Origin of the sequence: Enterobacter cloacae complex sp. IR5403 (genome assembly GCF_049238705.1) — a bacterium.
Classification (GTDB): domain Bacteria; phylum Pseudomonadota; class Gammaproteobacteria; order Enterobacterales; family Enterobacteriaceae; genus Enterobacter; species Enterobacter hormaechei_C.
Genome location: NZ_JBMKHP010000003.1, coordinates 158,307 through 171,636, shown reverse-complemented (window position 1 = coordinate 171,636; position 13,330 = coordinate 158,307). Strand labels below are relative to the sequence as shown.

Genomic DNA, 13,330 nt, shown 5'->3' with positions numbered 1-13,330 from the left:
ATTTACTGTTTACGGAACGTCACCAGTTCAGGACGGGCGATACGCAGATAGTCCTGGGTATCCATAATCACCGATTTTTCCAGCAGGCCGGCGTTAAACGCGATCTCGTCGAAGCGCTCAAACAGCAGCGGATCGGCGACCAGCGTCAGATCCGGATGAAAGCTGAAGGGGGGAATGGCGCCGAAAACGCAGCCGGTAAGCGCATCCACTTCTGCCGGACTGGCGAGCGAGGCCTTTAGCCCACCGAAATGGCTGGCCAGCAGGCTCAGATCGGCCTGCCGATCGGCGGCGAGGATTGCCAGAATATGTTTCTTAACACCGTTGCCTTTTACCTTGCAGACCAGTGCTTTTGCACCCTGTCGGAGATCGGTCCCGCGAATTTCACTGACCGCTTCGCATTTCCCAACGGCCTCATGCGCCACCACGCGAAAGCGCGCCTCCTGCTCGGTTAATAAGCTGATTAGCCGCTGATGGGGCGTCGTCCCGATCACGTCATCAGACATAACGATTTCACCTGTGATTTGCCAATACGTAGCTTGCTACATTAGCACGGGACGGAGAGGGCTGAAAGAAAACAGCCAGCGGGTGCGCTGGCTGTTGGGTCATGCGTTGCTGGTGGACGACTGTTTCTGGAACAGTTCCCGGAAGACCGGATAGATGTCATCCTGGTCACGAATGTGCTGCATCGCAAAATTATCGAACATCGCTTGCAGATGCTCATACTCACGCCACAGCGTCTGGTGGGCGCGACGGGTAATTTCAATGTAGCTGTAGTAACGCACCACCGGCAGGATCTTCTTCGCCAGAATTTCATGACACAGCGGCGAGTCATCCGCCCAGTTATCGCCATCCGATGCCTGCGCGGCGTAGATGTTCCACTGCGCCGGATCGTAGCGCTCCTTCACCACCTCATCCATCAGCTTCAGGGCGCTCGACACGATGGTACCGCCGGTCTCCTGCGAGTAGAAGAACTCATGTTCATCCACCTCTTTCGCCTGAGTGTGATGGCGGATGTAGACCACCTCCACGTTCTTATACGTTCTGCTCAGGAACAGATAGAGCAGAATATAAAAACGCTTAGCCATATCCTTGGTGGCCTGATCCATTGAACCTGATACGTCCATCAGGCAGAACATCACCGCCTGACTGGAAGGCTCCGGCCGTTTTTCGTAGTTCTTGTAGCGCAGGTCGAACGTGTCGATAAAAGGCACCCGGTCGATCTTCGCCCGCAGTTCGGCGATCTCTTTTCGCAGGCGCTCCTCTTCCAGCAGTTGCGCGGGTTCCGTGTTTTCCACCACTTTCAGGCTGGTTTCCAGCTCGCGCAGTTCGCGCCGTTTGCCTGCCGTCATCGCCGTGCGTCGCGCCAGCGAGTTTTGCAGTGAACGCACCACGCTGATGTTGGCGGGCACCCCGTTTGCGGTATAACCCGCGCGATGGGTTTTGTATTCGTTGAGCTGGCGGTGCTGATTCTTTCTCAGATTCGGCAGGGCCAGATCCTCAAACAGCAGGTCGAGATATTCGTCTTTTGAAATCTGAAAGACGAACTCGTCCTGGCCTTCACCGTCCTGGCTGGCCTGTCCCTGACCGCTGCCAGAACCGCCGCCTCCGCCTTGTGGCCGCTCGATTCTGTCATTCTGGACGAAGTGGTCATTACCTGGGTGCACGCGATGGCGAAGGCCGCCACGCCCCTGATGAAACATCGGTTCGCTGATGTCATCGTTAGGGATGGAGACGGATTCGCCGCTGTCGACGTCGGTCACCGAGCGTTTGTTGATGGCCTCGGAGATCGACTGTTTAATTTGCGCTTTATAACGGCGCAAGAAGCGCTGGCGATTCACCGTGCTCTTGTTTTTGCCGTTAAGACGCCGGTCAATAAACCAGGTCATATATCCCCCGTACTGCATTTGCCAACTTGCAGCGTCCGTAAGTGCCGGACATTTTGTTGGCCCGGTAAGCGCGTTACCGGGCACTTGTTTTAAGACGATTTACGCACGCGCAGATACCATTCACAGAGCAGGCGGACCTGTTTGCGGGTATAGCCTTTCTCCATCATACGGTCGACAAAATCGTCGTGCTTTTTCTGCTCGTCGGTTGAGGTTTTGGCGTTGAACGAGATGACCGGCAACAGCTCTTCCGTGTTAGAGAACATTTTCTTCTCTATAACCGTGCGCAGTTTTTCGTAGCTGGTCCAGTTCGGATTACGGCCGTTGTTATGCGCTCTGGCGCGCAGCACGAAGTTCACAATCTCGTTTCGGAAGTCTTTCGGGTTGCTGATCCCGGCCGGTTTCTCGATTTTTTCAAGTTCCGCGTTCAGGGATTCACGGTCAAACAGCTGGCCGGTATCCGGGTCGCGGTACTCCTGATCCTGGATCCAGAAGTCAGCGTAGGTGACGTACCGGTCGAAGATGTTCTGGCCGTATTCGGAATAGGATTCCAGGTAGGCGGTCTGGATCTCTTTGCCAATGAACTCGGCGTATTTCGGGATCAGGTAGCCTTTCAGGAACTCCAGGTAGCGTTCAGCCTGCTCCTGTGGGAACTGTTCACGTTCAATTTGTTGTTCCAGCACGTAGAACAGATGTACCGGGTTGGCGGCCACTTCCGCGTGGTCGAAGTTAAAGACGCGGGAGAGGATCTTAAACGCGAAACGCGTCGACAGACCGTTCATCCCTTCGTCGACCCCGGCGTAATCGCGGTATTCCTGGTACGATTTCGCTTTCGGGTCGGTATCCTTCAGGCTTTCACCGTCATACACGCGCATTTTTGAGTAGATGCTGGAATTTTCCGGCTCTTTCAGGCGCGACAGGATCGAGAAGCGCGACAGCGTTTCCAGCGTTCCCGGTGCGCAAGGGGCATGGACCAGCTCACTGTGGTTGAGCAGTTTTTCGTAAATCTTGATCTCCTCGGAGATCCGCAGGCAATAAGGCACTTTGACGATGTACACACGGTCAAGGAACGCCTCATTGTTTTTGTTGTTACGGAAGGTCACCCATTCAGATTCGTTAGAGTGGGCGAGGATAATCCCGTTAAACGGCAGGGCGGAAATACCTTCCGTCCCGTTGTAGTTCCCCTCCTGGGTGGCGGTCAGCAGCGGATGCAGCACTTTGATCGGTGCTTTAAACATCTCGACAAATTCCATAATCCCCTGGTTGGCGCGGCACAGCGCACCGGAATAACCGTAGGCATCCGGGTCGTTTTGCGCGTGATGCTCCAGCTTACGGATATCGACTTTACCCACCAGCGCCGAGATATCCTGGTTGTTCTCGTCACCGGGTTCAGTTTTAGCGATGGCGATCTGCTCGAGGATAGACGGCCACACTTTCACGACGCGGAATTTGGTGATGTCCCCGCCAAACTCGTGCAGACGTTTTGCCGCCCATGGCGACATGATCGTACCGAGATAGCGATGCGGAATGCCAAACTCTTTTTCCAGAATCTGCGCATCCTCTTGCGGATTAAACAGGCACAGCGGATGGTCATTGACCGGGCTGCGCTCGCCGTTGGCGCTCAGCACATAGATCGGCACGCGCTGCATCAGCGCTTTCAGCCGTTCAGCCAGGGAGGATTTACCCCCACCGACAGGACCCAGCAGGTAAAGGATCTGTTTCTTCTCTTCCAGCCCCTGAGCGGCATGCTTCAGGTAGGAGACGATCTGCTCAATGGCATCTTCCATGCCATAGAACTCTTCAAACGCCGGGTATCGGGCGACCACCCGATTCGAAAAGAGACGGGAAAGCCGTGGCTCCAGGGCAGTATCAACCATGTTTGGCTCACCAATAGCCATCAATAGCCGTTCTGCCGCATTGGCATAGGCACTGCGATCTTGCCGACAAATGGTAAGAAACTCCTGCAGTGTGAACTCTTCGTCCTTGGCAGCTTCGTAGCGCTGGCGATAGTGATCGAATATATTCATGGCATGCCGTCCTTTCGTTTTTTAGCACAGGATAAGAGCCGTTCGTATGAGTAGTGGAGGCTCCCGGAAGAGAATTTTTCGCACCTCACTGCCAGAGCAGCAACCTGTGTGCCAGGTCGAAGGCTATGAACCGCAGGGTGTTCAGCAAAACCTCTTCTTAAATTAAAGCGTAGATGGCAATTGCAAAACTTGCATACGGATAAAATCTACTTTCAATGACATATCAATAACTCATCCAAAAATTTCCACTGCGGTTATAAGCGAAAAGCGGGTTTTTCATTTATCGGTCACATAAATGAAAGCGGTATGTCATCTGAAAAATGAAAAATAACGGGTTAATCAAACGGATTAGCGCGCAAAAAATTTTGGGATGTACGGGAATGGCGGTTACACTTCACCCGCTGATTATTTGACTACAGGAAAGAATGGATTGTGACCAAACTCAAACTTCTGGCATTGGGCATCCTTGCCGCTACCGCAGCGAGCACCGTACAGGCTGAGAGCCAGTGGACTGTTGGCGCGGGTGCTGGCGTGATTAACAGCCCGTACAAGCAGTATGACCGCGACGTTTATCCTGTCCCCGTTGTCACCTATGAAGGCGATAACTTCTGGTTCCGTGGGTTGGGCGGCGGCTACTATCTGTGGAACGATACGGCCGATAAGCTCTCCATCATGGCCTATTACGACCCAACGCACTTTAAACCAGGCGACAGCGACAGCAATGCGCTTCGTCAGCTGGACAAACGCAGAAGCTCACTGATGGCGGGGCTTTCTTACGTCCATAATACCGAGTATGGCTTCCTGCGCACTGCGCTGGCGGGCGATACCCTGGACAACAGCAACGGCTTCATCTGGGATCTGGCGTGGCTTTATCGCTATACCAACGGCGCAATGACGCTGACGCCGGGTATCGGTGTGCAGTACAGCAGCGAGAATTACAACGACTACTACTATGGCGTGTCTAAAGCGGAGTCTCGCCGCAGTGGTCTGAAGAGCTACAGCGCGGATGATGGCTGGGACCCGTACCTGGAACTCACCGCCTCGTATAACTTCCTCGGTGACTGGAATGTGTACGGTACTGGTCGTTACATTCGTCTGAGCGATGAAGTGAAAGACAGCCCGATGGTCGACAAGTCCTGGTCTGGCATCTTCTCTGTGGGTGTGACCTACAAGTTCTGACCAGAACGTGATGCATTAAAACGGGGCGCTTGCGCCCCGTTTGTTTTTTATGATGCCTGAAAAATATTAGCGCTTCACAATCTTGATCGTCTGGCCTAAGCGGGACGGTTTTTCTTCGCTGGTTTTCTGCGGCGCGGTCACGCACGCGGTTTCCACGCACACGAAGGTTTTGTAACCGTCATCCGGGATATCCGCCATGCTGACGGAAAGGGCAGGGCCCGGGTTCCAGCCCACCACGTTGCTGTGGTGGTGATGAACCACATCAATACCGCGGTTCAGCGCGCTGTCGTGGATGACGCTACAGGCTTCCGGGTGCAGGTATACGCGGTCGGTACGATCCGGGAAAGTCTGCACGCCGTCGTCCAGCCTGCCTTCTTTCGCGTTATCCACTTTGTCGATAAAGGTATCGCCAAGTCCGCTCACCTTAACGGCCTGAATGTCGCCTACGTTGAAATAGGTGTGCAGGGCGGACGTTGTTTCGAATTCGCCGTGCGCTTCCAGTTCAATCTCGCAGGTTTTACCCAGCTTGAAGCGGGCATACAGGGTGAACTCGTGTGGCCACAGGGCGCGCGTTTCATCATTCGCCTGGAGCTCAAAGGTCAACACCGCGCCGTTATCATCTTCGTTGTGGGCTTTCAGCGTCCACTGCTGGTTACGGGCGAAACCGTGAGACGGTAATCCCTGCTGCGCTGACGGGCCAAACCATGGCCAGCAGATCGGTACGCCGCCGCGGATCGCCGCCCCTTTTTTGAACGAGGTGGCTTCGCTCAGCCACAGGCCTTCTTCTTCACCTTCTGGTTTCCAGGAGAGCAGGTGGGCGCCATTGAGCGCGACGGAGGCTTTAACGCGCGGATGATCAACGACGATGATATCGGCACCGTCAATCTGACGGCGGGAGAGCACAGGGGTAAGTTGTTCGACTACCGGAAGTGCAAAAATTTTATTAATCATTAAGCAATCCTCTGTCTAAAAACAATAAAAAAGGCGACCGAAGTCGCCTTTTAGGATCAAGCACTCATCTCAACTTATTTGGAGATGTGAGCGATCAGGTCCAGTACTTTGTTAGAGTAGCCAGTTTCGTTGTCGTACCAGGAAACCAGTTTCACGAAGTTGTCGTTCAGTGCGATACCTGCTTTAGCATCGAACACGGAAGTGCACACTTCGCCGTTGAAATCGGTAGATACAACGTCGTCTTCGGTGTAACCCAGAACGCCTTTCATTGGGCCTTCGGAAGCAGCTTTGATTGCTTTCTTAATTTCTTCATAAGAAGCAGCTTTTTCCAGACGAACGGTCAGGTCAACAACGGATACGTTAGGAGTTGGAACGCGGAACGCCATACCAGTCAGTTTGCCATTCAGTTCTGGCAGTACTTTACCTACTGCTTTAGCAGCACCGGTAGAAGATGGGATGATGTTCTGAGCCGCGCCACGGCCGCCGCGCCAGTCTTTGTGAGACGGGCCATCAACGGTTTTCTGAGTAGCGGTGGTTGCGTGAACGGTAGTCATCAGACCTTCGATGATGCCGAAGTTGTCGTTGATAACTTTAGCCAGCGGTGCCAGGCAGTTGGTGGTGCAGGATGCGTTGGAAACGATGTCCTGGCCAGCGTAAGTTTCGAAGTTTGCACCGCGAACGAACATTGGGGTGTTGTCTTTGGAAGGACCAGTCAGAACAACTTTCTTCGCACCCGCAGTGATGTGTTTACGTGCAGTTTCGTCGGTCAGGAAGATACCGGTAGCTTCAGCTACAACGTCAACACCGATTTCGTTCCATTTCAGGTTAGCTGGGTCTTTCTCAGCAGTAACGCGGATGGTTTTGCCGTTAACAACCAGGTGGCCGTCTTTCACTTCAACGGTGCCGTCGAAACGACCGTGAGTTGAGTCGTACTTCAGCATGTACGCCATGTATTCAGCGTCCAGGAGATCGTTGATACCAACGATTTCGATGTCAGAACGTTTCTGAGCAGCACGGAAAACAATACGGCCGATACGGCCAAAACCGTTGATACCTACTTTGATAGTCATATATTCCACCAGCTATTTGTTAGTGAATAAAAGGTTGCCTGTAAAATTACAAAAACCTTACGCAGCGTCAAGCGGAATCGTGTCAATCATTGCGACAAATCAATCCTGTGACTAACGTTTGTGCGACTGACTCGCCTCACTTTCCCTTTGAGCTAGCAACCACATGGGGGCTGCGCCCGGAATTTTAAAGGCCTCGCAGGATTAAAATGTGAAATTGATCACAATTGCCTGACCGCCTTTTCGCGACACATAAGTTTAGAACAAAAGTGCACGCGCGGGTGTTAATGTTTTGTTAGAATCTGGGATAAAAGATGTCTGTTTCAACAGCGAGATGTAAGCATATGTCGAACCAACGTAACCCCGACGATTTGAAAAAAAACCTTACAGAGATGCAGTTTTACGTGACGCAAAATCACGGCACAGAACCGCCGTTTTCCGGGCGTTTGCTGCACAATAAACGGGAAGGCGTCTACCACTGCCTGGTGTGTGATGCACCGCTGTTTAACTCCCAGACGAAGTACGATTCTGGCTGCGGCTGGCCGAGCTTTTACGAGCCTGTCAGCGATGATGCGATCCGCTACCTGACGGACACCTCGCACGGCATGGTACGCACCGAAATTCGTTGCGGGAACTGTGATGCCCATCTCGGGCATGTCTTCCCGGATGGCCCGCAGCCGACGGGGGAGCGTTTCTGCGTAAATTCGGCTTCCATGAGCTTTACCGATGATGAAAACGGCGACCAGACCAAGGGTTGAAAAAACGATTCAGCAAATTATTCCTTTGAAAGGAAGAGATCATGAATATTGATGACATGATTGCAGGTATGACCCCGGAGGTTTATCAGCGTCTGGTCACGGCCGTTGAGCTGGGAAAATGGCCGGACGGTGTGGCACTCACACCTGAGCAAAAAGAGAACAGTTTGCAGCTGGTGATGCTGTGGCAGGCGCGTCACAATACTGACGCCCAGCATATGACCATCGACACTAACGGTCAGATGGTGATGAAAAGCAAGCGCGAGCTGAAAGAAGACTTCGGCATCACGCCGAAGCCGATTGCGACGATGAAAATGCAATAACGGTGCGGGTTGATGCCCTCACCCAACCCTCTCCCAAAGGGAGAGGGCTTGATTGTCTTACTACTGATGCGGGATCCCAAGCGACTCCGCCAGCTGTTTCGCGAGCTGGTTTTCGTCGTCAGCCCCGTACTCCCAGAACATGGCGCCAGCCAGACCTTTTTCCTTGATGTAATCCGCTTTGATCGCCACGGAGCGCGGGTTCTCATAGGAAATCGCAAACAGCGCCTTACCGTCGGCGGATTTCACCGACAGCCACGGCACCTTCGCCTGTTCGTCCCAGTGCTCGGTAAAGCGTTTCTGCGGATCGTTCAGCAGCTTGCGGACGATATCGTTGTATTTCACATAGGTATCTTTGGTCAGATCATAGCCAAGCGATTTGAACAGGCCCAGTTCCTGCGGCCCGAAGTAGGGCTGCGTCACCGGATTGTTTTGCGCATCCGGTTTCGTCCAGTCGATCCCCGGCTCTACGGCACGTTTCGGCACGCGCCCATAGAAACCAATTCCGAGGTTCATCTGCTGCGGCTTCAGCCCGGCGGCCAGATAGTTATTCACCACAAAATCGACGCTGTATTTGTCTGCGGCAGCCACCGTTGGCCAGGCGCTGGAGTCATACAGATTCGCGTTAAAATACTGAGTACCGTACGCCATGTCGTAGGTCATCAGGTTGATGTAATCGAGCAGGGGGGCAATGGCTTTCACATCCACCCAGCTTTTCGGACTTTCCGCATTCGCGCCCACCGCAATCGTGACCAGCTTTTTCTTACCAAACGCGTCACGCATCTCTTTTAACAGCGCGGTGAAATTATCCCGGTCGGCTGGGGTGCTCTCGACCAGTCCCCACGCGCCGTTGACCGGGTATTCCCAGTCAAGGTCGATCCCGTCCAGGCCGTATTGACTGACGATCTCCTGCGCGGAGCGAATAAATACCGCGCGACTCTCTTTGGTTGCCGCGGCGCCAGAAAAACCACGCGCGCCCCAGCCGCCAACGGAAAGCACGACTTTCAGGTTCGGGTTTTGTTTACGAAGCTGAGGAAGTAACGCCAGATCGGATGCCACCTTAGGTGATAACCAGATTTGATACAGTTTTGCCGGATCTTTCAGCGCGGCGTTGGTTTCGTCTTTCTCGTTGTTATAGACCAGACCAAACGAGTAGTTGAGGTGGGTGATCTGGCGGACGTCCAGTTTATTAATATCGCCACCCGGTCCGGCGGTAACATCGCCACCGCCATTGAAGTAACCCACGGACATCAGGGGCGCGGCGCAAGCCAGTGACGCGCAAAGCAAGGGTAATGCTGCCAGCAAGGGCAAACGTTTCATATAAGTTCCTCTTTGACCGAATAAAAATAACCACGCCACAGAAAAGGCGTGGCGAAAAAACAGCCTGAAGAGAATAGCATCGCCGTTTCGCTTGTGATGCGAGGGAGTTCACTTTATGGGGATTGGGGAAGAAATGCCGGGTGGCGCTGACGCTTACCCGGTCTACAAAACCAGAGAAAGTAGGCCGGGTAAGGCTAAGTCGTCACCCGGCTAAAAAGCTTACGCCTGCGTCTCCATCCAGTCAGCCAGCGTATACAGCGTTGCGCCTTCTGCGGCCATATCCATAAACGCCTGAGCGCTGTCCTGCGGCTGAATATTCACCCCGCGACAACCGTCAGTAATGACATTCACGGTATAGCCCAACTGGAGCGCATCCAGCACGGTGAACTTCACGCAGTAATCCGTCGCCAGGCCCAGCACAATCAGCTCGGTGATCTCATGGTGGCGTAACCATGCGTCCAGCGCCGTCTTCTGGCGGTGACCGTTATCAAAGAACGCGCTATAGCTGTCGATAGTTGGGTTTTCACCTTTGTGGAACACCGCGTCGATGGCCTTCTGGTTCAGCAGCGGATGCAGCTCAGCGCCTTCCGTCTGCTGCACGCAGTGATCGGGCCAGAAGGTTTGCGCCAGCCCGTCCAGTTCGCCCTGGCTGTAAGGCTCAACGTTGTGCTGGCTGGCAAAGCTGCCGTGGTTTGCCGGATGCCAGTCCTGACTCGCCACCACCGCTTCACCACGAGCCTTGCACCACGCAATCAGCGAATTCGCGACGTCTACGGTGCTGTCGCCTTCCGCGACGGCCAGTGCACCGCCCGCACAGAAATCATTTTGCAAATCGACCAGTAACAGGGCGCGTTGCTTCATGGGACCTCCTTATTCGTCCGGCGTCAGTTCACCGCGCAGGTTTTGCATCATGGCGCGGCGAATGGAATCAATATCCAGATCCTGACTCAGTAAATAGTGAAGTTTAGTCAGCGTTGCCTCAACGGTCATATCGAAACCACTGATCACGCCAGCGTGCGCCAGAGCATTACCGGTGGCGTAGCCGCCCATATTGACCTTACCGGACATACACTGGGTGAGGTTGACCACCACAATCCCGCGATCGCTCGCCTCCTGAAGCTCTTTCAGGAACTCACCGTTCTGCGGGGCGTTACCCACACCATAGGAGCGCAGGATCAGCGCCTTCACCGGCTGGCGCAGGAAGTTGCGCACCACGTCAGCGGAAATACCCGGATAAATCGTCACTACGCCAATCGGCTGCGGGGTGATGGGGTGAACGATCAGCTCGCCTGCGGTATTCGGCGCGGGCGGCGTGCCCAGACGACGGATATGGATCCCCGCTTCCAGCAGCGGTTGCAGGTTAGGTGAGGCAAAAGCGTCAAAGCCATCGGCGTGCGCTTTAGTGGTACGGTTCCCGCGGTACAGCCGGTTGTTGAAGAACAGCGTTACCTCGTTGATCGGGTAATTAGCGGCCACGTACAGGGAGTTAAGCAGGTTGATCTGCCCGTCTGAACGCAGTTCCGCCAGCGGGATCTGCGAGCCGGTCACGATGACGGGCTTGCTCAGGTTCTCCAGCATGAAGGAGAGCGCCGAGGCGGTGAACGCCATGGTGTCGGTGCCGTGCAGGATCACGAAGCCGTCATACTGGTCGTAATGGGCTTTAATATCGTCCGCAATATGCTGCCAGTCTTCCGGCGTCATGTCGGAGGAGTCCATCAGCGGCTCATATTCGTGGATGGTAAAGTCCGGCATTTCCGGACGGTGGAATTCAGGCATCAGCGCCAGCTGGCGCTGCAAGTGGCCGGAAACCGGGATATAGCCATTTTCTGAGCGCTGCATACCGATGGTACCGCCGGTATAGGCGACATAAATTGATTTCTTCTGCATGGTAATGAGTTCTTGTTCTTCAAAAGAAAAAATCCCCTCTTCACGGGAAGAGGGGACGGTTTTTAACGCACGTTTGCACAGGTCAGGCAAAACGCGTAACGGCTCTGTGGATCATTAAAGGCTGCGAGCTTGTCGCTCTCCGCTTTCATGGCTTTCGCCGCGGTCGCCACCGGCGCTGGCAGATAAGCCTGAAGCGCGTCCGGCAGCATGGCACGGACGGAGCCGGACATGCTGTCCATGACCATATCGAAGAACGTTGGTTCGTCCTGATAATAGTCCACGTGCCACTGCTTGAGCTTCGCCAGCTCCGCCGCTTTCTTCACGGCGTCGTCGAAGTCACCCAGGCTGTCTACCAGGCCGTTGCTCTTCGCGTCCTGGCCGGTCCAGACGTGGCCCTGAGCGATCTGGTCAATCTGATCGGGCGTCTTTTTACGGGAGTCCGCGACCAGTGTGATGAAACGTTTATAGCCACTCTCAATGCTGAGCTGCATCATCTCAGACACCTCAGGCGGCAGGGATTTGGTGACGGACACATCCGCCAGCGGCGAGGTGGAAACGCCGTCGGTGTGGACGCCGAGATAATCCAGGCTGTTCTCTACGGTGTTGATCACGCCGAAGATGCCAATCGAGCCGGTCAGCGTGCTTGGGTTAGCCACAATGTAGTTGGCTGGCGTCGAGATCCAGTAACCTCCGGAAGCCGCCATGCCGCCCATCGAGACCACTACCGGCTTGCCTGCGGCGCGCGCGGCGGCCAGTTCAGCACGGATCACTTCAGAGGCGCTGACGCTGCCGCCAGGGCTGTTCACCCGCAGGACAATCGCCTTCACTTTCGGATCCAGGCGCGCATCGCGGATCTGCGACGCGGTGGTGTCCCCGCCGACGTTCCCCGGCGTTTCTTCGCCGTCCATAATGGCCCCGTTAGCAAACACCACGGCGATGCTGTCACCGCTGTCGTCCGGCTTTTTCGCGGCGTAGTCATACATGCTGATGGCGCTGTAGTTTTTGTCCTCTTTACTCCAGCCGAACTGTTTGGTCAGCGCTTTTTCAATTTCAGCGCTGGAACCCAGCTGATCGACCAGTTTGTTATCAAGCGCGTATTTCGCTGTATCGCCGTCCACCTTGCGCAGGCCGTCCAGCACGCCGCGCGCGCCCGGGAAGACTTGCTCCGCGGTAATCTGACGGTTAGCGGCAATGGTGCCGAGGTAGTTCTGCCACAGCTCGCCAATCCAGCGGCTGTCCGCTTCACGGGCGGCAGGGGACATATCATCGCGGATAAACGGCTCCACGGCGGATTTATAGGTCCCGACGCGGAAGACGTGGGTGGTGACCTTCAGCTTGTCGAGCAGCGATTTGTAGTACAAACCGTTAGTGGCGAAGCCATGCAGATCGACCGTGCCCTGTGGCGAAAGCCAGATCTTATTGGCAAAGCTCGCCAGATAATATTGCCCCTGGGTGTAGCTGTCGCCAATAGCAATAACCGGCTTACCGCTGTCGCGGAATTCGCGCAGTGCTTTGCCGATGTACTGCATTGACGGCTGATCGGCGCCGGCAAAATCTTTCAGGTCCAGCACGATACCGGTAATGTTACGATCGTCTTTGGCCTGACGAATGGTGTCGACAATATCAAACAGGGAGTTTTCCTGTAGACGGTCTGACGTTGCGCCGAACAGCTGGCGCCCAATCACGCCCAGACGGTTGCTGGTCGATGGCTTATCAACAATCACCCCGGTGATATCGAGTAACAGCGCGCCGCGCGTCGAATGCTGCGACTGGTTTGCGTTGCTGATATGCATCCAGATACCAGCGCATACCAGGACCAGGAAGATGAAGAAGATGTTCATCACCAGGTTGCGGACGAAGTTGAGCAGTCGCCACGTCCATTTAAAGAAACCGGCAAAGATTCGCCAAAGGGTTCGCATGTATTCTCCCTAACCAGAAAAG

General features: G+C 54.6%; 12 protein-coding genes. 3 read left to right on the top strand and 9 right to left on the bottom strand.

The features are described from left to right. Positions 1–2 precede the first annotated feature (2 nt). The 3 genes from ACOTW6_RS05915 to yeaG all read right to left on the bottom strand — a co-directional run bounded on the left by ACOTW6_RS05915 (position 3) and on the right by yeaG (position 3,910). Positions 3–503 (bottom strand): YbaK/prolyl-tRNA synthetase associated domain-containing protein, encoded by a 501-nt coding sequence (locus ACOTW6_RS05915; RefSeq protein WP_023303492.1) that lies wholly within the window; start codon positions 501–503, stop codon positions 3–5. A 99-nt stretch (positions 504–602) separates the two neighbouring features. Continuing rightward, positions 603–1,886 carry a YeaH/YhbH family protein gene (locus ACOTW6_RS05910; RefSeq protein WP_017384692.1) on the bottom strand — a complete coding sequence of 428 codons (1,284 nt, stop codon included), beginning with the start codon at positions 1,884–1,886 and terminating at the stop codon, positions 603–605. Between the two features lie 89 nt (positions 1,887–1,975). Then, positions 1,976–3,910 (bottom strand): protein kinase YeaG, encoded by a 1,935-nt coding sequence (yeaG, locus tag ACOTW6_RS05905; protein ID WP_006809140.1) that lies wholly within the window; start codon positions 3,908–3,910, stop codon positions 1,976–1,978. 432 nt (positions 3,911–4,342) lie between these two features. On the opposite strand from yeaG, the gene ACOTW6_RS05900 reads away from it, so the two are divergent. Next, positions 4,343–5,089, top strand: coding sequence for a MipA/OmpV family protein (locus tag ACOTW6_RS05900; protein WP_213788637.1), 747 nt, complete (start codon positions 4,343–4,345; stop codon positions 5,087–5,089). A gap of 66 nt (positions 5,090–5,155) precedes the next feature. On the opposite strand, the gene ACOTW6_RS05895 is transcribed toward ACOTW6_RS05900, so the two are convergent. Next, the gene (locus tag ACOTW6_RS05895) at positions 5,156–6,040 is read right to left on the bottom strand and encodes a D-hexose-6-phosphate mutarotase (RefSeq protein ID WP_047731575.1); all 885 of its coding nucleotides are present in this window, start codon (positions 6,038–6,040) and stop codon (positions 5,156–5,158) included. 74 nt (positions 6,041–6,114) lie between these two features. Further along, on the bottom strand, positions 6,115–7,110 hold the full coding sequence (gene gapA, locus ACOTW6_RS05890; protein ID WP_006809136.1) for a glyceraldehyde-3-phosphate dehydrogenase: 996 nt from the start codon (positions 7,108–7,110) through the stop codon (positions 6,115–6,117). 341 nt (positions 7,111–7,451) lie between these two features. Between gapA and msrB the strand changes: the two genes are divergently transcribed. Both msrB and ACOTW6_RS05880 read left to right on the top strand, forming a co-directional pair. After that, positions 7,452–7,865, top strand: coding sequence for a peptide-methionine (R)-S-oxide reductase MsrB (gene msrB, locus ACOTW6_RS05885; protein ID WP_003857865.1), 414 nt, complete (start codon positions 7,452–7,454; stop codon positions 7,863–7,865). A gap of 41 nt (positions 7,866–7,906) precedes the next feature. Next, on the top strand, positions 7,907–8,185 hold the full coding sequence (locus ACOTW6_RS05880; protein WP_003857863.1) for a YeaC family protein: 279 nt from the start codon (positions 7,907–7,909) through the stop codon (positions 8,183–8,185). Positions 8,186–8,245: 60 nt separating this feature from the next. Here ACOTW6_RS05880 and ACOTW6_RS05875 read toward each other — a convergent pair whose 3' ends face one another. The 4 genes from ACOTW6_RS05875 to sppA all read right to left on the bottom strand — a co-directional run bounded on the left by ACOTW6_RS05875 (position 8,246) and on the right by sppA (position 13,308). Next, positions 8,246–9,502: a glycoside hydrolase family 18 protein gene (locus tag ACOTW6_RS05875; RefSeq protein WP_213788638.1), complete on the bottom strand. Its 1,257-nt coding sequence runs from the start codon at positions 9,500–9,502 to the stop codon at positions 8,246–8,248. A 219-nt stretch (positions 9,503–9,721) separates the two neighbouring features. Continuing rightward, entirely contained in the window at positions 9,722–10,363 is a 642-nt protein-coding gene (gene pncA / locus ACOTW6_RS05870; RefSeq protein ID WP_047051509.1) for a bifunctional nicotinamidase/pyrazinamidase, read from the bottom strand. Between the two features lie 9 nt (positions 10,364–10,372). Further along, the gene (gene ansA, locus ACOTW6_RS05865; RefSeq protein WP_023303507.1) at positions 10,373–11,389 is read right to left on the bottom strand and encodes an asparaginase; all 1,017 of its coding nucleotides are present in this window, start codon (positions 11,387–11,389) and stop codon (positions 10,373–10,375) included. Positions 11,390–11,451: 62 nt separating this feature from the next. Next, on the bottom strand, positions 11,452–13,308 hold the full coding sequence (sppA, locus tag ACOTW6_RS05860; RefSeq protein WP_032653247.1) for a signal peptide peptidase SppA: 1,857 nt from the start codon (positions 13,306–13,308) through the stop codon (positions 11,452–11,454). Positions 13,309–13,330 lie beyond the last annotated feature (22 nt).